The following is a 24,577-nucleotide window of genomic DNA, read 5'->3' on the forward strand; positions in this document are numbered from 1 at the left end:
AACGCCGCGCCGGGCGCCCTATCCCAACTCGATACGGTTCCGGCCGGCGTTCTTCGCCCGATACAGGGCGGCGTCGGCCATCTGGTTCAGCGCCTTGGCGTCCCGCCCGTCCTGGAACCCGGCCACACCGCCCGAGAACGTCACCTGGAACTGCGTGTCCCCATGGACATAGGGGATGTCGCTGAATTGCTGGCGCAAAAGGTTCAGGCGATCCGCCGCGTCCTGAGGGGACGTATGGGGCATGATGACGGCGAACTCCTCGCCCCCATAGCGGCCGATCATGTCGGTGCGACGCAGCCGCTGGTGCAGCAGCCGTGACAATCCCTTGATGACGCGGTCTCCGGCACCGTGGCCGTATCGGTCGTTCACCTTCTTGAAATGGTCTATGTCCAGCATCGCGAAGGCCAGCGCCGTTCCCTCGCGCCGGGCGCGCGCCACCTCCGACGCCAGCAGATCCTGGATCATCAGGTGGTTGTACGCGCCGGTCAGGCCGTCGCGCACCATCAGCGCCTTGAGCTGCCGGGCCCGCCGCGCGCGGGCCCGCACGGTTTCCGCCAAGTCGCCCAGATCCACGGGCTTGGTCATGTAGGCGTCGATGCCGGTGCGGACGGCGGAACGATAGGTCTCCGCGTCCAGATCCGCCGTCAGGAAGACGATGGGCAGGGCCAGCAGCCCGTCATATTGCCGCAAGACCGCCGCCAGCTCGAAGCCGGTGCACTGCGGCATGATCAGGTCGGTGACCACCAGGTCGGCGTTGTGGTCGTAGATCGCCTCCATCGCCTGCATCGGGTCCGTCACCAGCCGGGTCCGCATGCCGGCCGACTGCAGGGCCATTTCGTAATAGGCGCCCAAGGTGGCGTCATCGTCCACGATCACGATGCGCAGGGGCTGGTCCGGGTCGCGCTCCGTCAGGCGGTCCAGATGGTCCACCAGCGCGTTGACGTCGGGCGGCTTCACCACATAGGCGTCGCAGCCGGCGCGCGCCGCCGCCAAGCGGGCAGCGAAGCCGGTGGAGGACGACAGCGCCACCGCCGGGATCTTGCGCCCTTTGGCATCCGCCATGTGGGCGCCGCCAGGTGCCAGGTCACAGGGGTTCAGGTCCAGAATCACCACCTCCGGCGCCTCTGTGGCGGCGGCCAGGGCCTGCGCATCCGGGAAGACGGTCAAGGCATAGCCATAGGCGGCCAAGACCTCAGCCAAGTCATCCGCGGACGCGCTCTCGGGTCGGACCATATGGACGGGGCGCAGGGGGCCTTGGGGGGAAGGTCCGGTGCTGACGGCAGGGGCGTGGCGGGGGCGGCCGGTGCCGCGACCGTGGCCGCGTCCTGTAACGCCCGCAGGGCGTCCCGCAGGGCATCGGGGGCCACCGGTCCCGGCTGGTTCAGCAACCGCTCCAGCGTGCGGGCCGCCCCGCTCAGGTCCGGCAGGCCGAAGGTGGCGCCCGACCCCGCCAGGGAATGGCTGTGGCGCGCCAGATCCGCGTAGGCGGCGGCGTCACCCGTTTCAATCAAGGTTCGCGCCGCCTGGTGAATCAGCGCCAGGCGGCCGGGCAGGCCGGTCATGAAGTCCTGCCGGATTTTCTCCATCCGGGCCAGCAAGTCCTCGGGCAGGGCAGGGTGGGGTGAGGCGTCGGGGCGGCTGTCCAGGGTCATGGGCGGATCGTGGCGCCCCAAACGTCACGGACGCTGCCTGGCAGGTCCATGGGATTGAAAGGCTTGGCGATGACCCCCACGGCGCCGAGGGCCAGGAGACCGTCAACCTCAGTGGCTTGGGTCATGGCGGTGACGAAGGCGACCGGTATCCCGTCCAGGGAGGGGTGGTGCCGGATGGCGGCCAGCGTGGCCGGCCCGTCCATGCCCGGCATTACCGCATCCAACAGGATCAGTTGCGGCACCCAGCCCTCCAGGATGGCCCTCTCCAGCAGGGCCAGGGCTTGGCCGCCGGACTCGGCCAACCGCACATCGAGGCCGCCGACATGGCGCAAACTGAGTTCCACGATCGCCCGGATATCGGGCTCATCATCGACATAAAGGACGCGGCTCAGTGTCTCGGCCATGACGGGGTCCAAAGCATCGGCTGGAGAAAGTTTTCCCACCGCACTAACGTGTTTATCACCGTACCCGCGTGAACCAATGCGTGCAAATGGAGTCCTGGGCCGCTCGGCGGGCAACAGGGCGGGTCATTGGCCGCGTCAGCCCCCATTGTGCGGTGGTGCGCCGGGGCCATGCGCCTGAATCTCCCCTGCTCACGGGTGACATGCCGCATGAGCCCTTGGAAAAGGTGGCGGAACGCGCTAGATATCCGCCCGCCCGGGAGGTAATGCGGCGTGCCGTCGGACCCCCCGGCTTTTTTCATGCGGGTCCTTGTCAGGGCCCGCGCTCGTTTTTGAACTTCCCCCGCGCCGGCTTCATTCTTTTGCACCGGACGTTGGACGACGGAGCCCTCTAATGCCCCGCAGCACACCGCTGGACGACATTCGCAACATCGGCATCATCGCCCACGTCGATGCCGGCAAGACGACGACCACTGAGCGCATCCTGTACTACACGGGTCGCAAGCACACGATCGTCGACATTCATGACACCAAGGACCTGAAGTCGTCGACCACGACCGACTATCTGGAACAGGAACAGAAGCGCGGCATCACCATTCAGTCCGCTGCCGTGTCCTGCTTCTGGAAGGACAAGAAGATCAACCTGATCGACACCCCAGGCCACGTGGACTTCACCATCGAGGTGAACCGCTCCCTGCGCGTGCTCGACGGTGCCGTGGTGGTGTTCGACGGCGTGGCCGGTGTGGAGCCCCAGACCGAGACCAACTGGCGCCTGGCGGACAACTACAACGTTCCGCGTATGTGCTACGTCAACAAGATGGACCGTTCGGGCGCCAGCTTCACCCGCTGCGTGGACATGATCCGCAAGCGCCTGGGCGCCACCCCGGCCGTCATCCAGCTGCCGCTGGGCTCGGAAGACAACTTCCAGGGCATGATCGACCTCGTCGAGATGAAGGCTTACGTCTGGTTCTCCGAGGAAAAGGACAGCCAGTGGGAAATCTGGGACGTCACCGACGACCTGGCCGACAAGCTGAAGATCACCAACGCCTATGACCGTGAGCTGCTGAGCAAGGTCGCCGAATACCGCGCCGAGCTGATCGACACCTGCCTGATGCAGGATGACGCGGCCATGGAGCAGTACCTGGAGTCCGGTGAAGAGCCGGCCCCCTCCGTGCTGAAGGAATGCCTGCGTCTCGGCACCCTGAAGGGCGACTTCACCCCGGTTCTGTGCGGTTCCTCGTACAAGAACAAGGGCGTGCAGCAGCTGCTGGACGCGGTCGTCGCCTTCCTGCCGTCGCCGACGGACGTTGAGGCCATCAAGACCGTGGACCCGGACGGCAACCCGAACGGCGAGCGCAAGTCGTCGGACGATGAGCCCTTCGCCGGCCTGGCTTTCAAGGTCATCAACGACAAGTACGGTTCGCTGACCTTCGTGCGCGTCTACTCGGGCGTCGTCGCCAAGGGCACCTCCCTGCTGAACACCACCCGCGGCAAGCGTGAGCGCATCGGCCGTATCGTGGAAATGTTCGCCAAGGAAGCGAACGACCTGGAAGAAGCCCGCGCGGGCGACATCGTGGCCTTCGTCTCGCTGGCCGAGACGGATACCGGTGACACCCTGTGCGACGCCACCGCCCCGGTGGTGCTGGAGCGCATGCGCTTCCCCGACCCCGTGATCAGCGTGTCGGTGGAGCCGAAGAACCGGGCTGACCAGGACAAGTTCGGCGCCGCCATCGGCAAGATGGTCCGCGCCGACCCGTCGCTGCGTCTGGAAACCGATCGCGACACCGGCCAGACCCTGCTGCGCGGCATGGGCGAGCTGCACCTGGAAGTGACGCTCGACCGTATGCGCACCGAGTTCGGCGTTGAAGGTGTGATGGGCCGTCCGCAGGTGGCCTATCGTGAGACGATCACCAAGACCGTCGAATACACCTACACCCACAAGAAGCAGACCGGTGGTTCGGGCCAGTTCGCCGAAGTGAAGATCCGCTTCGAGCCGAAGGAACGCGGCGCCGGCTTCGCTTTCGTCGACAAGGTCGTCGGCGGCACCGTGCCGCGCGAATACATCCCGTCGGTGGGCAAGGGCCTGGAAGTCCAGAAGGAAGACGGCGTCCTGGCCGGCTACCCGACCGTGGACTTCGAAGCCACCCTGCTGGACGGTAAGTACCACGAAGTCGACTCGAACGCCCTGACGTTCGAAATCGCCGCCAAGGCCTGCTTCCGCGAAGGCATCCGGACCGCCGGTCCGATCCTGCTGGAGCCGGTGATGAAGGTCGAAGTGGTGGTTCCCGACGACTACCTGGGTGACGTGATCGGCGACATCAACCGTCGTCGCGGCACGGTGCTGGGCCAGCTGGAGCGTGGTCACAACATCGCCGTCGAATCCCACGTGCCGCTGTCCGAAATGTTCGGTTACATCGGTCAGCTGCGTGGCATGACCTCGGGCCGTGGCTCCTACACCATGGAGTTCTCGCACTACGACCCGGTGCCGAAGAACGTGGCCGACGAAATCATCGCGAAGAGCGGCAAGGCCGCCTGAGCCTGATTTCCAAGGCGCTGTAGTACCAGAGCGGCCGTCCCAATGGGACGGCCGTTTCTTTTTGGGGTGGGCGTGAGGCCATGGCGTGGGCCCATGGTCGTGCAGGGACCAAGCGGTATCGCCGACCGGCCCCAACCTTGCCTCATATCGAAATTGCAGTAATGCCCACCGGGCCTGGACTGGAAGCCAGGACCCGACCTCAGCCGCACTGTCGCCTTAACTGGACGCGCTCAGGACGCTTGCCAGCCAGGCGTTCATCTGGTCGGTGGTGAAGGCGGCGGCCTGGGCGCTGGTGACGGCCTGGGCCAGGGTACGGCCCATGGTGGATAGCTGATCGGTGGTCAGGGCCTGGGCCTGGGCGGTGGTCAGCGCCGCCACTTGCGCGGTGGTGAATTCCCGAATGTCGTCCGTGGTCAGGGCCCGCAGCTGACTGGTGGTCAGGGCCCGCACCTGGTTGGACGACAGGCGCGCCACCTGGGCGCTCGTCAGCGCTGATAGGTTGTCGGTGGTCAGGCTCGCCAACTGGCCGGTGCTGAGCGCCGCCACCTGGTTGGTGCCCAGCCGCTGGACCGTGTCGGTCGACAGGCCGTCCAACTGAGCCGTGCCCAGCGCCTGCACCTGCGCCGTGGTCAGGGCGCGAACGTCCACGGCGGGCAGGGCGTTCAACTGGTCCGACGTGAGCGCCTGCACCTGGTCGGTGGTCAGCCTGGACACTTGCGCGCTGCTCAAGGCCGCCACGCTATCGCTGTTCAAGGCCGACAGTTGCGCGGTGGTCAACGCCGTCACCTGGGCGCTGCTCAGGATGCGCAGGTCGGCCGTGGACAGGGCGTTCAACTGGGCCGTCGTGAGGGTCTGGATCTGGGTGGTGCTGAGGCCCGTGACCTGCACCGTGGTCAAAGCCCCCAACTGATCCGTGGTCAACGCATTCAACTGGTCGCTGGTCAGCCCCACCAGTTGGCCGGTGGTGAAGGCCGCCAGGTTGGCCGTTCCCAGGTTCGCCAACTGATCGCTGCCCAGGGCTCCGATTTGGGCCGAGGTCAGGCTGCGGATATCGGCCGTCGGCAGCGCCACCAGCTGATCGCTGGTCAGGGCCTGGATCTGGTCCGTACCCAGCCTGGATACCTGCGCGCTGGTCAACGCCGCCACATGGGCCGTGTCGAGCGCCGCCACCTGGGCGGTGGACAGGCCGGCCAGCTGTGTCGTCGACAGGGCGCGGACGGCGGCCGTGGTGAGGGCGTTCAACTGGTCGCTGCCCAGGGCCCCCACCTGATCGGTGGTCAGGCGCGCCACCTGGACGGTGCTCAGGGCCGCCAGGCCGTCACTGCCCAGCCCCGCCAGCTGGGAAGTGCGGAGCGCCGTGATCTGGTCCGTGGTCAGGGCCCGAATGTCCACGGTGGTAAGGGCGTTCAACTGATCGGTGGACAGCGCCTGGACCTGGTTGGTGGCCAGGCGGATGACTTGAGCGCTGGTGAGGGCGGCGACGTTGGCGGTGCCGACGCTCGCCACCTGGTCCGTGGACAGTGCCGTCACCTGGGCGCTGGTCAAGGCCCGCACCGCCGCCGTCGTCAGCGCGTTCAACTGGTCGCTGACCAGCGCCCGCACCTGCGCGGTGCTGAGTCCGGCCACCTGGCTCGTGGCCAGGGCGCCCACGGCGTCGGTGTTGAGGGTGGCCACCTCATCGGTGCTGAACGTCGCCAACTGGGCGGTGGACAGGGCGCGGATGTCGGCCGTCGAGAGCGCGTTCAGCTGACCGCTGGTCAGCGCCTGCACCTGGGCGGTGCCCAGCTTCGACACCTGCAGCGTGCTGAGGCCCGGGATCTGGTCGGTGGTCAGCGCCGCCGCCTGGTCCGTCGTCAGGCCGGCCAATTGCGTGGTGGTCAGGGCGGCCAAATTACCGGTGACCAGGGCGGCCACCTGGGCCGTGCTCAGCGCCCCCAACTGGGCGGAGGTGAATTCCCGGATGTCGGCGGTGGACAGGCTGTTCAACTGGTCGGTGGTCAGCGCCCGCAACTGGTCGCTGGACAGCTTCGAGACCTGAATGGCGTTCAGGGCCGACAGATTATCCGATCCCAGCGTGGACAGTTGCGCTGTGGTCAGCGCCGCCACCTGCGCTGTGGTCAGCGCCCGTACGTCGAGGGTTGACAGGGCGTTCAACTGGTTGCTGCCCAGCGCCTGGATCTGGTCGGTGCCCAGGCGGGCCACCTGGGCGCTGCTGAGCGCCGCGATGCTGTCGCTGCCCAAGCTAGAGAGCTGGTTGGTACTGAGCGCCTGTAGCTGGGCGCTTGTCAACGCCTGGATGTCCAGCGTGGTCAGGGCGTTCAACTGGTCGGTGCCCAGGACGCGAATCTGGTCGGCGGACAGTCTGGCCACCTGGCTGCTGCTGAGCGCCGCCACCGTATCCGTGCCCAGGCTGGCGATCTGGCTGGTGCGCAGCGCCAGCAATTGCGCCGTCGTCAGGGCGCGCACGTCCGCGCTGTTCAGCGTGTTCAGCTGGTCGGTGGTCAACGCCCGGGCCTGGTCGGTGCTGAGCTTGGACACCTGCTGGGTGCCGAGGGCCGACGTCTGGTCGGTGGTCAGGGTCGAAATCTGCGCCGTGGTCAGGCCCGCGAGCTGCACGCTGGTGAGGGCGGCGACATTGTCGGTGCTGAGGGCGGATAGCCGGCCGGTGGTGAGCGCCGACAGCTGGGCGGAAGTGAACTCCCGGATATCCGCCGTGGTCAGGCCGTTCAGCTGATCACTGGTCAGCGCCCCCACCTGGTCGGTGGATAGCTTGTTGATCTGGGCGCTGGTCAGGGCGGACAGGGTGGCGGCCGTCAGCGCCGACAACTGGTCGGTGGTCAGCGTCGCCACCTGGGCGGAGGTCAGGGCCCGCACGTCAACCGAGCCCAGCGCGTTCAACTGGTCGCTGCCCAGCGCCGCCACCTGCGCGGTGGTGAGCTTGGCGATCTGCACGCTGGACAGGGCGGCGACGTTGTCGCTGCTGAGGGTGGCAACCTGGGCGGTGGTCAGCGCCGCCAGCTGGGTGCTGGCCAACGCGCGGATATCGGCCGTGGACAGCGCGCCCAGCTGGTCGCTGTTCAGCGCCTGAATCTGGGCGGTGCCCAGCTTGGACACCTGCAGCGTGCTCAAAACCGCCACCTGATCGGTAGTCAGGGCGGTCGTCTGGCCCGTGGTCAAGCCGGCCAGCTGCACGGTCGACAGGGCGGCAACATTGGCCGTGTTCAAGCCCGACAGCTGGTCGGTGGTCAGCGCCGACAGCTGTGTCGAAGTGAATTCCCGGATGTCGGCGGTGGTCAGCGCGTTCAGCTGGTCGCTGCCGATCCCCCGTATCTGGGCGCTGGTCAGGCCGGCGACCTGGCCGCTGGTGAACGCCGACAGGTTGTCGGAGGTCAGGTTGGCCAGCTGGTCGGTGGTCAGCGCGGACAGCTGGGCGGAGGTGAATTCCCGCATGTCGGCGGTGGTGAGGGTGTCCAGCTGGTCGCTGGTCAGGGCCTGGATCTGGCCGCTGGACAGCTTGGACACCTGGACGCTGCTGAGGGCCGACAGGTTGGTCGAGCCCAGCGTGGACAGTTGCGCGGTGGTCAGGGCTGTGACCTGCGCGGTGGTCAGGGCGCGGATATCGGCGGTGCTGAGCGCGTTCAGCTGGTCGCTGCCGAGCGCCCGCACCTGATCGGTGGACAGGCGGCCCACCTGGGCGGTGCTCAGCGCCGCCACGGTGTCGCTGCCCAGCGTGGCGATCTGGTCCGTGTTGAGCGCCTGCAACTGGGCGCTGGCGAGCGCGCGGATGTCGGTGCTGGTCAGCGCGTTCAGCTGGTCGCTGCCCAGGGCCCGGATCTGATCGGTGGATAGCTTCGACACCTGCAGCGTGGTCAGACTGGCCACCTGGTCGCTGGTCAGGGCCGTCAGTTGCGCCGAGGTCAGGCCGGCCAGTTCCGTCGTCGTCAGCGCGGAAACCGCCGCCGTGCTGAGGCCCGCGATCTGGCCGGTGGTCAGGGCCTGCACCTGGGTCGAGGTGAACTCCCGCATGTCGGCGGAGGTCAGCGCCCCCAACTGGTCCGTGGTCAGCACCCGCATCTGGGCGCTGGTCAGGCCGGCGACCTGGCCGCTGGTCAGGGCCGACAGGTTGTCGGACCCCAGGTTGGTCAACTGGTCCGTGGTCAGTGCTGACAGCTGGGCGGAGGTGAATTCCCGCATGTCGGCGGTGGTCAGGGTGTTCAGCTGGTCCGACGTCAGGGCCTGGAGCTGGCTGCTGGACAGCTTGCCGACCTGGGCGCTGGTCAGCGCCGACAGGGCGTTCGACGCCAGGGCCGACAGCTGATCCGTCGTCAGCGCCACCACCTGGGCGGTGGTCAGGGCGCGGATGTCGGCGCTGCCCACCGCGTTCAGCTGGTCGCTGGTCAGGGCCCGCACTTGGCTGGTCGACAGGCGCGACACCTGCGCCGTGGTCAGGGCCGCGGTGTTGTCCGTGCTGAGTGTGGACAGCTGGTCCGTGGTCAGGGCGGCCACCTGGGCGCTGGTCAGGGCGCGGATATCGGCGGTGTTCAGGGCGTTCAGCTGGTCGCTGGTCAGCGCGGTCAGCATGCCCGCTGACAGGCTGGCCACCTGGGCGGTGCTGAACGCCGCGATGGTGTCGCTGCTGAAGGAGGACAGTTGGCTGCTGGTCAGGACGGCCATCTGCGCCGTGGTCAGCACCCGGATGTCGGCGCTGGTGAGGGCGTTCAGCTGATCGGTGTTCAGCGCCCGGAATTGGGCGGTGGACAGCCTGGCCACCTGCGAGGTGTTCAGCGCCCCCACTTGGTCGGTGGTCAGTGCCGCCACCTGCGCGGTGCCCAGGCCCACCACCTGCGCGGTCGTCAGGGCGGCGACGGCCTGGGTGCCCAGGCTGGAGACCTGATCGGTGGTCAGGGCGGCCAGCTGGGAGGAACTGAACTCGCGGATGTCGGCGCTGCCCAGCGCGTTCAACTGGTCGCTGGTCAAGGACCGCAGCTGGGCGCTGCTCAGCCCGGCCACCTGGGCGCTGCTGAGCGCCGATAGGTTGTCCGACCCCAGCGCGGACAGCTGATCGGTGGTCAGCAAGGAGATCTGGGCCGAGGAGAACTCCCGCATATCGGCGGTGTTCAGGGCGTTCAACTGGTCCGTGGTCAGGGAGCGCAGCTGTCCGCTGGACAGTGCCAGGACCTGCGTGCTGCTCAGCGCCGACAGGTTGTCGCTGCTGAGGGTGGACAGCTGGTCGGTGGTCAGGGCCGCGATCTGCGCGGTGCCGAGGGCCCGCACATCGGCGGTGGACAGGGCGCCCAGCTGGTCGCTGTTCAGGGCGCGTACCTGGGCGCTGGTCAGGCGGGTCACCTGCGCCGTGGACAGGGCGCCCAAGGCATCGGTACCGAGGCTGGAGAACTGTCCAGCTCCCAGCGCCGCGATCTGCGCGGTGGTCAGCGCGCGAATATCGGCGGTGGTCAGCGCGTTCAGCTGATCGCTGTTCAGGGCCCGCACCTGGGCGGTGGTCAGGGCCGCCACCTGGCTGGTGGCCAAGCCCGCCACTTGGTCACTGGTGAGGGAGGTCACCTGGGCGGTGGACAGCCCCGACAACTGCGAGGTCGCCAGCGCGGACAGGCTGGCGGTGGTCAGGCCGGACAGTTGGTCGGTGGTCAGCTGGGCGATCTGGGCGGAGGTGAATTCGCGCAGGTCCGCGCTGCCCAACGCGTTCAGCTGGTCGGTGGTCAGAGACTGCAACTGACTGGCCGACAGACGATTCACCTGGGTGCTGCTGAGGGCGGATAGGGCGCCGCTGGCCAGGGTCGACACCTGGTCCGTGGTCAGGGCCGCCACCTGCGCGGTGGTCAGCGCCCGGATATCGGTGGTGGACAGGGCGTTCAGCTGGTCGCTGGACAGGGCGCGCACCTGCGCACTGGTCAGGGCGGCCACCTGGGCGGTGCTGAACGCCGCCAGGCTGTCGGAATCCAGCGCCGCCACCTGCGTGGTGGACAGGGCGGCGGTCAGCGCGGTCGCCAGCACCCGGACATCGGCGGTGTTGAAGGCGTTGATCTGGTCGCTGTTCAGGGCGCGCAGTTGGCCGCTGGACAGGCCCAGCACTTGGCTCGTGGCCAGGGCGGCGACCTGGTCCGTGCTGAGCGCACCCAGCTGGTCCGCCGTCAGGCTGGCGATCTGGGCCGAGGTCAATGCCGCCAGGTTGGCGCTGCTGAGGCCCGTGACCTGATCGGTCGTCAGCACCTTCACCTGGGCGGTCGTCAGGGCTCGGGCATCGGCCGTGTCGAAGGCGTTGATCTGATCGCTGGTGAGCGCCTTCAGTTGGCTGCTGGTCAGGCGCGAAACCTGTAGGCTGGTCAGGGCCGCCACGTTCGTGGTGGTCAGGTTGGACAGCTGGTCCGTGCTCAGCGCCGCCAGCTGCGAGGTGGTCAGCGCCGCCATGTCGGCGGTGGTGAAGGCGTTCAGCTGGTCGCTGGTCAGGCCACGGACCTGGGATGAGGCGAAGCCCGCCACCTGCTGGGTCGTTAGGCCGGCCATCTGGTCGGTGGTCAGCGCCGCCAGCTGGGTCGAGGTGAAGCCGTTCAGCTGCGTGGTGGTGAAGCCGGCGATGGCGCTGCCGCTCAGTGCCGACAACTGATCCGTCGTCAACGCCCGCAACTGGGCGGAGGTGAGCACGCGCACATCGGCGGAGGGCAGGGCGCCCAACTGGTCGGTGGTTAGGACCTTGATCTGCGCCGTCGTCAACTGCGCCACCTGGGCCGAGGACAGGGCCGCCACGCTGGCCGTGGCCAGGTTGCCCACCTGGTCGGTGGTGAGGCCGGCGACCTGGGCGGTGGTCAGCGCGCGAATGTCGGCTGTAGCCAGGGCGTTCAACTGATCACTGGTCAGGCCCCGGATCTGGGGCACCGCCAATTGCGCCACCTGGCTGGTGGTCAGCGCCGCCAGGCTGGTCGTCGCCAGGTTACCCAGCTGCGCGGTGGTCAGGACCTGCAGCTGGGCGGAGGTCAGGGCTTGGACGTCCGCCGTGGTCAGCGCGTTGACCTGATCGGTGCTGAGTGCCCGGACTTGGGCGGAGGTGAGGCGCGTCACCTGGGCCGTGGTCAGGGCGGCCAGCGCGTCGGTGTCCAGCGCCCGGATCTGCCCGGTTCCCAGGGACGTCAGCTGGGCGGTGGACATGGATTGGACCTGGCCCGCGCCCAGGGCGCCAACCTGCGCCGTGGTCAGCAGCGCGACCTGGTTGACGCTGAGTGCCGCCAAGCTGGCGGTGGACAGGCTGGCCACCTGGTCGGTGGTCAGCGCGCCCAACTGCGTTCCCGTCAGCAGGCGCAGGCCGGCCGTGGACAGCGCGTTCACCTGATCGGTGCTAAGCGCGCGGATCTGGGCGGCCGTCAGCAGCAAGGTTTGACTGGTCGTCATTGCCGACACGCCGGCAGTGCTGAGCCCGCTGATCTGGTCGGTGGTCAGCTGTTGGACCTGCGTTGCGGACAGTTCCTGCACGTCGGCGCTGGTCAGTCCGTTCAGCTGGGCCGTGGTCAGGGCCCGGATCTGGCCGCTGGTCAACCGCGTCACCTGGGCGCTGGTCAGGGCCGACAGGTTGGCGATGCTCAGGCTCGCCACCTGATTGGTCGTCAGGCCGGAGATCTGCGTTATGCCCAATGCTTGGATATCGGTGGTGCTCAGCGCATTCAACTGCGCGCTGTCCAGCCCCCGCAACTGCACGGCGGTCAACACGCCGGCCTGGGCCGACGTTAGGCTCGCCACCTGGGCGGTGGTCAGGGCGGCGACCTGGGCCGAGGTCAGGCCGGTGACCTGGGACGTCAACAACGACGACAGGTTGCGGGTGCTGAGCCCCCCAGCTGGTCGGTGGTGAGGGCGCCAAGTTGCGTTGCCGAGAATTCGCGCATGTCGGCGGTCGACAGCGCGTTGAGCTGGTCGGTCGTCAGGGCCCGGACCTGGGCGGTGGTCAACTGCGTCACTTTGCTGCTGAGCGCCGACAGGTTGGCCGTGCTGAGGGCCGCCAGTTGGCCGGTGGTCAGGCCGCCCAGCTGGGCGGTGCTTATCGCCTGGATCTGGTCGGTGGAGAGGGCGTTCAACTGGGCTGTGGTGAGATAGCCCACCTGGGCGCGGCTGAATTCGCGGATCGAGGCGGTGGACAGGCCGGCCAACTGGCCGCTGGTGATGGCGTCCACCTGGCCGGCGGATAGCGCCTGGACCTGGTTGGATTTCAGCGCCTCGATATCCGCCGGGCTGAAGGCCGCGATGTCGTCATTGCTGAAGGCCTGCAGCTGCTGGGCGCTGAACACCATCTGGCTGACGGTGAAGGCCGCCACCTGGGTGGTGGAAAGGATGGCGATCTGGGCGGTGGTGAGGGCGGCGACGTCCTGGGTGGTCAGCGCTTGAATATTCGCTGTCGTATAGGTCGCGATTTGCGACGGTGGGACAGAACCAATGGACGAAGCCATCACCTTCTCCGATCACATCTCTTTGAGATGTTTCATACTCGGCACCGCGACGCCTCTTTTAGGCGTGCCCGCAGCCACGCGGGCCATTCATCCCCCGGCATAGCCCTTATGGCGATGGCAGGGGTACCTGAAGCGGGGCGGGGCCGCCCTCTTCTAAGGCGGCGGGAACCCCAGGGGTGTGCCAGTATTGGTCTGAAGCCGACTTACCCTATGTGCATACACCAGGTCACTTTAATTTGGATAAAAGCCAACCTCAAGGATCGTCTCGCAGACTTGCCTCAAGAACATCGCTTTTGGTGATTAGGCTGTCCTCATGACCATCGGTGCCTGGGTGGAATTCAAAGCTGGTTAATGTTGCGGGGCATTGCGCAGGGTACATTCGGTGGTCGGTGACAATTTATTGGCAGAGGGGGTGTAGCATAAACCTAAGCGTGGCGGCTGGCGGTTGAAGAAGGCGAGGCGTCGCGTATATAGCTGGCGTTCTATTACATATGGGTAATTCAAGATGGGGCGCAGCGATGGCTTGGTTTGGTGACAGAACAATTAACCAACGGCTTGGTGTTCTTGTGGCGGTCGCCATCCTGGCGGCCTTGAGCTTCATCATTATTGGCGCGGCGCAACAGCGGGCCCATCTATTTGAGGGGCGCCGCGACATGGTGCGACATGCGGTCGGCGCCGTCCAAACCATCGTCGATGCCTATATCCAGCAGGAAAAACAGGGCACCTTGTCCCGCGCGGACGCCCAGGCCGCCGCGCTGGTGGCGCTGAAGGCCGCCCGGTTCGCCGGGGAGTATGTGTTCGTCACCGACACCAAGGGCGTCATGGTCATGCATCCGACCCAGCCGTCCCTGGATGGCAAGGACATGATCGATTTCAAGGACCCCGGTGGGACCTATCTATTCCGGGACTTCGTTGCCATGGCCACCGGGCCGGAAGGGCGGGGCTTCGTTCCCTACAAATGGCCCCGTCCCGGCCAGACGGAGCCGGTGGACAAGCTGTCGTATGTCACCCTGGTGCCCGCCTGGGGCTGGGTCGTTGGCTCGGGCGTCTATCTCGACGATGTCCAGGCGCAGGGCCGCGCTCTGGTTCTGCAAGGGGTCATCGAGGGTGGCGCGGCCCTGCTGGTCGTTGGGGCGCTGTCCTTGTTCATCGCCCGGGGGCTGTCGCGGGGGCTGGGCGACATGACGCGCACGATGCGCCAGCTGGCCGAGGGAGACTTGACGGTCAGCGTCACCGGCGCCGAGGCGCCCAACGAGCTGGGGGAGATGGCGCGGGCGCTGCGGGTGTTCCGTGATAACGCCCAGGCCAACCGCCGGATGGAAGAAGAGCGCGCTGCGGCACAGGAGGCTCGGCAACGCCGGCATGACGCGTTGGAGGTCCTGGTCCGCGACTTCAAAGCCATGGTGTCGGGCAAGCTGCGCTCCGTCGCGGCCGCTGCGACGGAGTTGGAGGCGACCTCCGGCGGCCTGCGGCAACAGGCGGAAACCACCAGTGGTCTGGCGGTGACGGTGGCCAGCGGGGCCACCGCCGCCAACCAGAACGCCCAGACGGTGGCCGCCGCGACGGAAGAGCTGACGGTTTCCAGCGCGGAGATCGGCCGCCAGGTTGAGCTCACGGCCTCCACCACCGCGCGGGCTGTGACGGAGGCGCGCAAGGCCGGGACCGTCATGGCGGAACTGTCGGAGGTCGCGGCGGGGGTGCAAACGGTGGTGCAGCTCATCAACGACATTGCCGGTCAGACCAATCTGCTGGCGCTGAACGCCACCATCGAAGCCGCCCGCGCGGGCGAGGCGGGCAAGGGCTTCGCCGTGGTGGCGCATGAGGTGAAGTCGCTGGCCGGGCAGACGGCCAAGGCGACGGAGGACATCGCCAGCCGGGCCAGCGCGGTGCAGGCCGCCGCCGCCGATGCCGTTTCCATCATCACCTACATCACTGATGTCATTGAGCAGATGGGCGGCAACGCCGCCACCATCGCGTCGGCCGTGACGCAGCAGGGGGCGGCCACCACCGAAATCAGCCGTAACGTGCAGGAGGCGGCGGCGCGCACGGCCGAGGTCGCCGCCAACATGGACACGGTGGGGGAAAGCGCCGACTTCACGCTCAGCGCCTCCAGCCAGTTGCTGGCCGCGGCGGGGGAATTGTCCGTCCAGGCGGAGCAGCTGCAGACCGAGGTGGAGGAGTTCCTGACCGCGATGGAACATGCGGGGGAGAAGACCGCGCGCTCGGCATGAAGCGACATTCCGATGCCGTGGCGCGCCGGGCGTGACGCTTTGACGTCAGACGGGCGGACAATAACGCATGGCTGAGGGGACGAGGTGTCCTTGGCCATGCGTATCCCTTGGTTGCAGTATCGGCGGCGATTGATTATCTGGCCCTTACCAACCCTTCCGCCTTCAGGAGAACGCATCCCATGTCCACCGCCCTGCGCGTCGCCATCCTCGGTGCATCCGGCTATACCGGCGCCGAACTGGTCCGCCTGCTGGTCCGTCACCCCGACGTCCGCCTGGTGGCCCTGACGGCGGAGCGACAGGCCGGCAAGCCCTTGGCCGAGGTCTTCCCCCACCTGGGTGGATATGATCTGCCCGATCTGGTGAAGATCGACCAGGTGGATTGGGACGGGGTGGATTTCGTCTTCTGCGCCCTGCCGCATGGCACCACGCAGGAGGTTATCGCCAGTCTGCCGTCGCGGCTGAAGGTCGTGGACCTGTCGGCCGACTTCCGCCTGCACGATGTCGAGACCTACGCCACCTGGTACGGCCACGCCCACAAGGCGCCGGACCTGCAGACGGAGGCGGTCTATGGCCTGGTGGAGGCCAACCGCGACGCCGTGAAGGCCGCGCGCCTGGTGGCCAACCCCGGCTGCTACCCCACCGCGTCGCAACTGCCCCTGCTGCCCCTGCTGCGCCAGGGCCTGATCCTGGCGGAGGATATCATCATCGACGCCAAGTCGGGCGTGTCCGGCGCCGGCCGTGACGCCAAGCAAGCCAATTTGTATGGCGAGGTGGCGGAGGGTGTGCATGCCTATGGTGTCGGCAGCCATCGCCACGCGCCGGAGATCGAGCAGGGCGTCAGCGAGGCCGCCGGCAAGCCGGTGGTGCTGAACTTCACCCCCCACCTGATGCCCATGAGCCGTGGCATCCATTCCAGCATCTACGTGAAGCTGGCGCCGGGCAAGACGGCCGACGACCTGCGCGCCGCCCTGGTGGACGCCTACAAGGGCGAGACCTTCGTGCGTGTGCTGCCCGCCGGCGTGGCGCCGCAGACCCGCCATGTGAAGGGCAGTAACCATTGCCTGATCGGCGTCTTCCCGGACCGTGTGCCCGGCCGCGCCATCCTGCTGTCGGTCATCGACAATCTGGTGAAGGGCGCTTCCGGCCAGGCCATCCAGAACATGAACCTGATGATGGGCTATCCCGAGGATCGCGGCCTGGAACAGGCGCCGCTGTTCCCGTGATTGGGAGCCTGTGACCGGGTTTCCGTAAGCGGGCGACAGCCTTATGGTTAAAGGGCCCGGGTGTTAAGCGCTCGGGCCCTTTTCATTCTGCGCGTGGAGACAACCATGACCAATGTCAGCGAGGCCCTCACGACCGTGCGGCCCACGGTGCTGCCCTACAAGGGCGTGCTGCCCCGCATCCACGCCAGCGCCTTCCTGGCCAACGCCGTCGTCATCGGCGACGTGGAGATCGGGGAGGAGGCCAGCCTCTGGTACAATGTCGTCGTGCGCGGCGACGTGAACCAGATCCGCATCGGCAAGCGCACCAACATCCAGGACGGCACCACCGTTCACTGCACCCACCAGCGCTTCGCCACTGTCATCGGTGATGATGTGACGGTGGGCCACATGGCCCTATTGCACGGCTGCGTCATCGAGGACGGCGCCTTCATCGGCATGAAGGCCTGCGTCATGGACGGGGCCGTGGTGGAAAGCGGCGCCATGGTGGCGGCCGGCGCGCTGGTCACGCCGGGCAAGCGGGTCAAGGCCGGGGAACTCTGGGGCGGCAGCCCGGCGCGCCTTTTGCGCCCCCTGACCGACCAGGACAAGGCCACGCTGCCCCTGACCGTCCCGCATTACGTCCGCCTCTCCCGGCAATACCTTGACGAGGTCGGGTGAGGCGCCTCGGGTTGCCGAATGGGCTGATTTGAGTCATGGTCACGGTGGTCGCGCGTAGCATAATGGGAGGCGCGTCGACCATCTCGCGTCGCGGGGCGCCCATATCAAGGCTGGAACGACCCCGCAAGCGTGTCCATGTGACCTTGTGGAGGACACTCCATGACCAAGCCGTCACTTAGAGCCGTGCGCCGTTATCGTCTCGCCGCCGTCCGGCAGGCATCCGGTCTTTTATCCAGGCTGCGCCGCTTGTCCCCGATGGAGGCCAGCGAACAGATTTTCCGTGCCGTCAGTGCTTTGGCCTTGGCGGAGGCTGTCTTCGGGGATAGGGGTAGGGCCCTGGCATGGCTGCGCCACGCGGGCTACCCCATGCATGACGTCCCTGAACGCCACACGAGGCAGTAAGCCTCGACGACCCGGTGGCGGCCGGGGCACGCGTCTGGCGATCAACCCAGGTTGAAGCGGGTGATGGCGGAGGCGATGTCGTCGCCGAAGCCGGGGCCCAGGCGCACCATGGCCACGTCATCGGGCACGCCCTTCAGGCTGGTGGCGTCCAGGCTGGTCAGCAGGGCCATGGGCACCGTCTCGGTCAGCGAGATGGCCTTCAGCGCGCGGATCAGATCGACACCGCCCAGCCCGTCCATGACGGCGGAGGCGATGATCATGTCCGGGGGCACACGCACCGCCACGGACAGCGCCTCGATGGGGTCGACCAGGGTATTGACCTTGAAGCCGCAGGCGGCCAGTTCCGCCGCCACCCGCCGGGCCACGATCTTGTTGGGGCTGACCAGCATGATGTCGACATCGTGGATTTCCACGTCGGCGATGTCGAATTCGTACCGCGAGGGCAGGGCGCGGATGACGGCGTTGGTGGCCGCCAAGTCGGGCGTGTCGTCGCGGTCCGCCGCCTCGGCGATACGATCGGCGAAGGTGTGAAGGTCGACGATCTGGCTTTCCGTCAGATCCTTCAGGTTGGTCAGGTAGGCTTCCAGGCGCTGGGCGATCAGGCTGACCAGCGGGAACCCGAAAGAGCTGCCCGCGCCGCGCAGGCTGTGGGAGTCGCGGCGGATGGCCAGCAGCCCGTCGGTGGAGGACATGCGGCCGAGCGAGACGGCCTTCAGCGTTTCGTACAGGGCCCCCAGGCGGTCGTGGACATCGTCCCTGAACTCGACCTTGAGCTGTTCCACAAGATCATCGAAATCAGTCTGCTCAACCATGGTGCCCCTCGAACCCGACCCCAAGATTTAGCCTGGGGCCGCGCCGAAGCGCAAGACGCGTCCCGTCGTGGCGCTTCGGTGCATTGGTATCGGTTGAATGAAAAAGGCCGCCCGGGTGGGCGGCCTTTGACCAGTAGGCGGCGTCACGCCGCTTTGCGCAGTTCCAGTCGGCTCCACACATCCAGCAAGGCGTCCACCAGACGGGCCATGTGGTGGTCGTCATGGAAGGGCGTAGGCGTGATGCGCAACCGCTCCGTCCCGCGGGGAACGGTGGGGTAGTTGATGGGCTGGACGTAGATGTCGTGCTTGGTCAGCAGGTCATCGCTGGCCTGCTTGCACAGGCGCGGGTCACCCACCAGCACCGGGACGATATGGCTGACCGACGGCATGACCGGCAGCCCCGCCTCGCGCAGCAGGCGCTTCAGGGTGGCGGCCCGCTCCTGGTGCAGCGCGCGCAGCTCGTCATGCTCCTTCAGGTAGCGGACGGAGGCGGCGGCGCCGGCGGCGATGACCGGGGCGATGGAGGTGGTGAAGATGAAGCTGGAGGCGAAGCTGCGCACGCAGTCGACCAGGGCGGCCGAACCGGTGATATAGCCGCCCATCAGGCCGAAGGCCTTGCCCAGCGTGCCCTCGATGACCGTCAGCCGGTCCAGCACGCCGTCACGCTCCGCCACGCCGGCGCCGCGACGACCGTACATGCCCACGGCATGGACTTCATCCAGGTAGGTCATGGCGCCGTGCTTGTCGGCCACGTCGCAGATTTCCGCGATGGGGGCGATGTCGCCGTCCATGGAATAGACGCTCTCGAACGCCACCAGCTTAGGCCGGTCGGCCGGATAGCGGCTCAGCATCTGGTCCAGATGCTCCGGGTCGTTGTGCCGGAAGATGTGCTTCTCAGCACCACTGTGCCGGATGCCTTCGATCATGGAGGCGTGGTTCAGCGCGTCGGAGAAGACGACGCAGTTCGGCAGCAGCTTGGGCAGCGTCGACAGCGACGCCTCGTTGGAGATGTAACCCGAGGTGAACAGCAGTGCCGCCTCTTTGCGGTGCAGGTCCGCCAGTTCCCGCTCCAGCAGCACGTGGTAGTGGTTCGTGCCGGAGATGTTGCGCGTGCCGCCGGCACCGGCTCCGGACTTGGCCAGCGCCTCGCGCATGGCCGCCAGCACCACCGGGTTCTGGCCCTGGCCCAGATAGTCGTTGCTGCACCACACGGTCACGTCGCGCGGCGGCTCATCCGGGGAAGGGTAGTAGGAGGCGGTCGGGAACTCACCCACGCGGCGTTCCAGATCGGCGAAGACGCGGTAACGGCCCTCACGGCGGAGGCCATCGATCTGGGAGCGGAAAAAGGCTTCGTAATCCATCTGTCCGATGGCTCCTTCGTGGAGCGGTCCTCTAATCCTAGAAGACCAGCGGCAAGCTACCGGTCGACACACAACCACCACCGACCGAGGGCATGACTGCCATAGTGGGCAGTAAAACCACCGCTGGCAAGTGCCGGCAGGCCGCGACCGAGCAGATGTACCATGCCAGTGGACCGAGGCCATCAGCTTTGATGTTGATCAATTCGGCGGGCAAATGGACCTTAACTCCGAACCCCTGGGGCTGAAAAGCCCGCATGCGCTGGACAAATTGCCCAGGTCCTCCGTCTTTGGTGCAATGGCGGTGGGCTTGGGCTGCTCGGCGCGCACGCACGGACGCGCAACGATATTTCCCTCGCGGGGCGACGCCGCGCAACCAGCGGATGTCAATAGGCGCAGGCGGCGCCCGCATGCGCGTCCAATGTCTCCGCCAGACGTTGCGCCGCTTTCAGGATCAGCGGAGGTGAAAAGGCGGCATAGCCCAGCACCAGGCCTTGGGGGCAGTCGCGGCCGGCGTGGAAGCCGCTGAGCGGCGTCACGTCGATCGACCGGGCGCGGGCGGCGTTGCGCAGGGCCATGTCTGGCGCCAGTACCATACTGGGGGCTGGAGAGGGGGGGCGAGCCGGGACGAGGCCGGCACCCCTTTCAGCGCCAGGCCGTCCGCCAGGCGGGCCGCCATCTGCAACCCGGCCGCCGCCGGCGTCAGGGTCAGGGCGCCCGCCCACAGCCGCCGGGCGGCGTCGATCAGCGTCTCCCGCCGTTCCTGGTAGGTCAGGCGCGCCCGGCGCAGATGGGAGGCCAGGTGCCCCTCATCGATGAATTCCGCCAGCGCGCTCTGCTCCACCACGGGGGCGTGCAGCTCGAACAGCGCGCGCATTTCCAGCGCCCGGTCCAGCAGGTCCTCCGGCACCACCAGGTAGGCGATACGCAGGCCGGGATAGAGGATGCGCTCGAACCCGCCGACATGCAGGACCCGGCCGCCCCGGCCAGGGGCGCGGTCCAGGCTCATCAATGTCGCGGGCGGGCGGGTGTCGAAGGTGAAACCGCCGTCGCCGTCATCCTCGATGATGCGCGCGTCCGCCCGGGCGGCCCAGTCCAGCAGCGCATGGCGGCGGTCCAGGCTCATCACCGTGCCCAGGGGCATCTGGCAATTGGCGGTGACCACGGCCAGCCGGGCGTCCGGCGCCAGGGCCGTGCCCTTGGCCGGATCCAGCCCGTCGGCGTCGGCGGGCACGGGCACAGGCGTCATGCCCAGGCGCCGCACCAGCGCCCGCGTCAGCGGGCATCCCGGGTCCTCTGTCCATACCCGGTCGCCCGGCGCGGCGGCCAGGCCGACGGCCAGGTCCAGGGCGGCGGCACGGCCGGGAAGGATCAGAATCTGATCGGGATGGCAGCGCAGGCCGCGGCTGGCCTCCAGGAAGCCGGCCAGCGCCACGCGCAGAGGGCGCCAGCCCGGGGCGCTGTCACGCTCCAGGGCGCGGGCCGACAGGCTGCGCCAGGAACGGCCCAGCACCCGACGCCAGGCCTCGATGTCCAATTGGTCGCCGGCGGCGATACCGGGGCGGAAGGGCAGGGTCGGTGAGGGCAGCGCCGCCTCCGTCGCCGTCGCCCCCTGGGGTCGCGGGGCCGGGGCGCGGCTCTCGGCCGGGGCGTAGTCGGGCGGCAGGTTTTCCACGACGAAGGTGCCGGAGCCAACACGGGATTCCAGGTAACCTTCGGCCGTCAGGCGCTCAATGGCGGCGACGGCGGTGTTGCGCGACAGGCCCATGTCCCGCGCCAGGGTGCGGGTGGAGGGCAGGCGCTCGCCGGGGGCGACGATGCCGGTGGCGATGGCGTGGCGCAGGCGTTCGAACAGGCGCTGCTGCAGGGAGCCGCCCTCACCGCCATCCGTCAGCGTGAGCAGGGGCCCGCGTCGGCTTTTCATGATGAGGCGTCTCCGAAGGTGGGAGGCTGGGAAAGTGGGTGGCTGGCAAGGCCGGGGAGAAGGGTGAAACCGGCGGACGGTGCTTTACGGGTCACCGTCCGCCGGGTGCGATCAGGGATGGCCACACGACCATCTGGCCATCCCGTTTCGAACCGGCGTTGGGGAAGGGGCGCCACCGCCGCCGGTCTCGCATCGATGCGGATCGTGCCAGGCGGCGCATCCGCGAACGCTGTTCATTCGGGTTTAGCGATCCATGACCTTGCCGCTGGCGGCGTCGACGCGGAACGAGGTCACGGGGATGCCTTCGGCGGTGGCGACGGGGACGTTGTAGTAGCTGTCCTTACGGGTGGCGTTGCCAACCCGCAGATTGCCCTTGTCATGGGACTGCAGGTAGGCCTGGACGGCCTTGCGGGCGTCGGAGCTGCTGACCGTGGCGTCATCGGCGAAGGCCGGGGCGGCGGCACCCAGCATCAGGGCGGTGGCGGTCAGGAAGGCGGCGAAGCGGTTCATGGTGGTTCTCCTCAAGGACGGTTCGGCATGGGGAACCGGGGGTGTCGGGTGAAGATCAGCCCGCGCTTGGGCTCCCCGGCCCCAGGCTTCCTGTTGTTCGTTGACGATCTCATCCCACCATGTGCCTGTTTCGCCGTGATTTCCGGCGGTGCCGCCGAATGAAACAGTGCGTAACCGCCCTTGCGGGCATTTACAGTGTCGTTACAACATCACCATCGGACGCGACGGGGATTGCCGGTACAGTTGGCCATGCTTGGACAAGCACCCCGGCGCCGCCGCCATTGCCATCGCCGGGGGGCGGGTTCAGGGCCCGCATATGGGACGAGAGATGTCTGAGAACATTCATTTGCTGGTGGTCGACGACGATCGGGAAATCCGCGACCTGCTGACCCGTTACCTGACCCGCCACGGCTATCGCGTCACCGCCGCCCGCGACGGGCAGGAGATGCGCAAGTTCCTGGCCGACCGGAACATCGACCTGATCGTCCTGGACCTGATGTTGCCGGGCGAAGATGGCCTGGCCCTGTGCCGTGCCATCCGCGCCGAATCCGGCCCGCCGGTGGTCATGCTGTCCGCGATGGGGGAGGATGCCGACCGGATCCTGGGCCTGGAGATCGGGGCCGACGATTACCTGCCCAAGCCGTTCAATCCCCGCGAGCTGGTGGCGCGCATCAAGGCCGTGCTGCGCCGGTCCCAGTCGGCGGCGCCCGGTGGCGGTCCGGCGGCGGGGGCGTTCAGCTTCGCCGGCTACATGCTGGACCCGGCCCAGCGGCGCCTCAGCGCCGCCTCGGGCGAGGAAATCGCGCTGACCGCCGGCGAATATGAACTGCTGCTGGCCCTGGTGCAGCGACCGCGCCGGGTGTTGTCGCGCGACGATCTGCTGGAAATCACGCGGGGCCGGGCCGCCGGTCCCTTCGACCGGTCCATCGACGTGCAGATCAGCCGCCTGCGCCGCAAGATCGAAACCGATCCGGCCGATCCCGCCATCATCAAGACGGTGCGATCCGGCGGCTATATCTTCTCCGCCGAGGTGGGCACGCCATGAGGGCCCTGACCGACCGCATGTCGTATTCCATTTTTGCCGTGCTGGTCGGCGGCATTCTGCTGAGCCAGGCCATCGCCCTGGGCCTGTACCGGACGGACCGGGCGGAGGCGGTGGCCGCGGCCCAGAGCGGGCAGCTGGCGGGCTGCCTGGCCAGCATCGCCGGCGTGGTGGACCACCAGCCGGCGGACATCCGCGACAAGATGCTGGCCGGCCTGCGCGATGGCAATTTCAAGGTCAACGTCGGCGGCACCACGCAGGAAGTGTCGCTGGATGTGTTTGAAAAGCCCAACGTCAGCGCGCCGGGCCCGCATCATACCGACATGATCGCCCTGCCGCCCTTCGGCACCATCACCACCCCCCCGCCGGAGCCGAAATACGTCATGGCCAGCCACCAGTTGGCCGACGGCAGCTGGCTGAACGTTCACATTCCGATGGCGGGGGCCGACGCCCTGTCGGAACCGGGTTTCCTGGCCTCCCTGGCCGGCAGCGCCGCCGTGGCCATCCTGTTGTCCGCCTGGGTGCTGGGCTTCACCACGCGACCGCTGCGCCGCTTCGCCGCCGCGGCCGACCGGCTGGGCGTGGACATGAACGCCCCGTCCCTGGACGAAACCGGCCCGCGCGAGGTGCGGCTGGCCGCCGCGGCCTTCAACAAGATGCAGCGCCGCCTGCGCGCCTTCGTGGAGGATCGCACGCGCATGCTGGCCGCCGTGTCGCATGACCTGCGCACGCCGCTGACACGGATGCGCCTGCGGGCCGAGTTCGTGGACGATGACGGCGTGCGGGAGAAGATGCTGGAGGATCTGGGGGAGATGGAGTCGATGATCGGCGCCACCCTGGCCTTCGCCCGCGACGAAGCGGCGCAGGAGACGCTGGAGCCTCTGGATCTCAACCTGCTGCTGGCCCGCGCGGCGGAGGATTACCGTGACGCGGGCAAGCCCGTCGGCTTCAGCCCCGCGCCCGGGCCGGTGCGGGTGGTGGGGCGCCGTACCGCCCTGAAGCGCGCCTTCACCAACGTGGTCGAGAACGCCCTGAAATATGGCGTCAGCGCCGATGTGGCCGTGGCCGTGCAGGGGGAGACGGTGGCGGTTTCCGTCACGGATGAGGGACCGGGCATTCCAGAGGCGGAATGGGATAACGTCTTCCGCCCCTTCTACCGGCTGGAGGCGTCGCGGTCCCGCGACACCGGGGGCACCGGCCTGGGCCTGTCCGTCGCCAATGACGTGGTTCGGGCCCATGGCGGCGAAATCCGGTTAGAGAACAGGGAGGAAGGCGGACTTCGGGTGATCCTGCACCTGCCGCTGGAGACGGCGTCGTAAGGTTTCGCCCTAGCCTTTGAACCCGCTAGTCGGGGAACCCCCTGGCGGGGACCCCCTTGCCGT

At 67.7% G+C, this 24,577-nt stretch carries 16 protein-coding genes; 6 read left to right on the forward strand and 10 right to left on the reverse strand.

All coding sequences use genetic code 11. The features are described from left to right. Positions 1-18 precede the first annotated feature (18 nt). The 3 genes from UCD39_RS24470 to UCD39_RS24480 are packed head-to-tail and all read right to left on the reverse strand — an operon-like array spanning position 19 to position 2,056. Positions 19-1,200 carry a diguanylate cyclase gene (locus tag UCD39_RS24470; protein WP_330498245.1) on the reverse strand — a complete coding sequence of 394 codons (1,182 nt, stop codon included), beginning with the start codon at positions 1,198-1,200 and terminating at the stop codon, positions 19-21. After that, positions 1,164-1,652 (reverse strand): Hpt domain-containing protein, encoded by a 489-nt coding sequence (locus UCD39_RS24475; protein WP_330498246.1) that lies wholly within the window; start codon positions 1,650-1,652, stop codon positions 1,164-1,166. Before UCD39_RS24475 ends, UCD39_RS24470 begins: the two co-directional genes overlap by 37 nt. Next, positions 1,649-2,056 (reverse strand): response regulator, encoded by a 408-nt coding sequence (locus UCD39_RS24480; RefSeq protein ID WP_330498247.1) that lies wholly within the window; start codon positions 2,054-2,056, stop codon positions 1,649-1,651. Before UCD39_RS24480 ends, UCD39_RS24475 begins: the two co-directional genes overlap by 4 nt. A 391-nt stretch (positions 2,057-2,447) precedes the next feature. Between UCD39_RS24480 and fusA the strand changes: the two genes are divergently transcribed. Further along, entirely contained in the window at positions 2,448-4,589 is a 2,142-nt protein-coding gene (gene fusA, locus UCD39_RS24485; protein ID WP_330498248.1) for an elongation factor G, read from the forward strand. A 216-nt stretch (positions 4,590-4,805) separates the two neighbouring features. On the opposite strand, the gene UCD39_RS24490 is transcribed toward fusA, so the two are convergent. Both UCD39_RS24490 and UCD39_RS24495 read right to left on the reverse strand, forming a co-directional pair. Beyond that, on the reverse strand, positions 4,806-12,395 hold the full coding sequence (locus tag UCD39_RS24490; RefSeq protein WP_330498249.1) for a hypothetical protein: 7,590 nt from the start codon (positions 12,393-12,395) through the stop codon (positions 4,806-4,808). Beyond that, positions 12,392-13,036 (reverse strand): hypothetical protein, encoded by a 645-nt coding sequence (locus UCD39_RS24495; protein ID WP_330498250.1) that lies wholly within the window; start codon positions 13,034-13,036, stop codon positions 12,392-12,394. Before UCD39_RS24495 ends, UCD39_RS24490 begins: the two co-directional genes overlap by 4 nt. A 518-nt stretch (positions 13,037-13,554) precedes the next feature. Here UCD39_RS24495 and UCD39_RS24500 point away from each other — a divergent pair. The 3 genes from UCD39_RS24500 (at position 13,555) to UCD39_RS24510 (ending at position 17,147) form a co-directional block, all read left to right on the forward strand. Then, the gene (locus UCD39_RS24500) at positions 13,555-15,267 is read left to right on the forward strand and encodes a methyl-accepting chemotaxis protein (protein WP_330498251.1); all 1,713 of its coding nucleotides are present in this window, start codon (positions 13,555-13,557) and stop codon (positions 15,265-15,267) included. A gap of 179 nt (positions 15,268-15,446) precedes the next feature. Beyond that, on the forward strand, positions 15,447-16,490 hold the full coding sequence (argC, locus tag UCD39_RS24505; protein ID WP_330498252.1) for an N-acetyl-gamma-glutamyl-phosphate reductase: 1,044 nt from the start codon (positions 15,447-15,449) through the stop codon (positions 16,488-16,490). Positions 16,491-16,595: 105 nt separating this feature from the next. Beyond that, complete coding sequence (locus UCD39_RS24510; protein ID WP_330498253.1) at positions 16,596-17,147, forward strand: gamma carbonic anhydrase family protein; 552 nt, start codon at positions 16,596-16,598, stop codon at positions 17,145-17,147. Between the two features lie 443 nt (positions 17,148-17,590). Here UCD39_RS24510 and UCD39_RS24515 read toward each other — a convergent pair whose 3' ends face one another. From UCD39_RS24515 to UCD39_RS24535, 5 genes are all read right to left on the reverse strand, one after another. After that, positions 17,591-18,361 (reverse strand): Hpt domain-containing protein, encoded by a 771-nt coding sequence (locus UCD39_RS24515; RefSeq protein ID WP_145730019.1) that lies wholly within the window; start codon positions 18,359-18,361, stop codon positions 17,591-17,593. Positions 18,362-18,504: 143 nt separating this feature from the next. Continuing rightward, entirely contained in the window at positions 18,505-19,722 is a 1,218-nt protein-coding gene (gene hemA, locus UCD39_RS24520; RefSeq protein ID WP_145730020.1) for a 5-aminolevulinate synthase, read from the reverse strand. A gap of 383 nt (positions 19,723-20,105) precedes the next feature. After that, entirely contained in the window at positions 20,106-20,297 is a 192-nt protein-coding gene (locus UCD39_RS24525) for a hypothetical protein (RefSeq protein ID WP_330498254.1), read from the reverse strand. Beyond that, positions 20,255-21,643 (reverse strand): aminotransferase-like domain-containing protein, encoded by a 1,389-nt coding sequence (locus UCD39_RS24530; RefSeq protein ID WP_330498255.1) that lies wholly within the window; start codon positions 21,641-21,643, stop codon positions 20,255-20,257. Before UCD39_RS24530 ends, UCD39_RS24525 begins: the two co-directional genes overlap by 43 nt. 243 nt (positions 21,644-21,886) lie before the next feature. After that, positions 21,887-22,153 carry a hypothetical protein gene (locus UCD39_RS24535; protein WP_330498256.1) on the reverse strand — a complete coding sequence of 89 codons (267 nt, stop codon included), beginning with the start codon at positions 22,151-22,153 and terminating at the stop codon, positions 21,887-21,889. 328 nt (positions 22,154-22,481) lie between these two features. Between UCD39_RS24535 and UCD39_RS24540 the strand changes: the two genes are divergently transcribed. Next, a complete protein-coding gene (locus UCD39_RS24540) occupies positions 22,482-23,198 on the forward strand; it encodes a response regulator (RefSeq protein ID WP_145730023.1) in 717 nt (238 codons plus the stop codon). Then, positions 23,195-24,514 (forward strand): ATP-binding protein, encoded by a 1,320-nt coding sequence (locus UCD39_RS24545; protein WP_145730024.1) that lies wholly within the window; start codon positions 23,195-23,197, stop codon positions 24,512-24,514. The genes UCD39_RS24540 and UCD39_RS24545 overlap by 4 nt, the downstream gene beginning before the upstream one ends. Positions 24,515-24,577: the final 63 nt, after the last annotated feature.

This window comes from Nitrospirillum karajorum, assembly GCF_036348415.1.
GTDB classification, from domain to species: Bacteria; Pseudomonadota; Alphaproteobacteria; order Azospirillales; family Azospirillaceae; genus Nitrospirillum; species Nitrospirillum amazonense_B.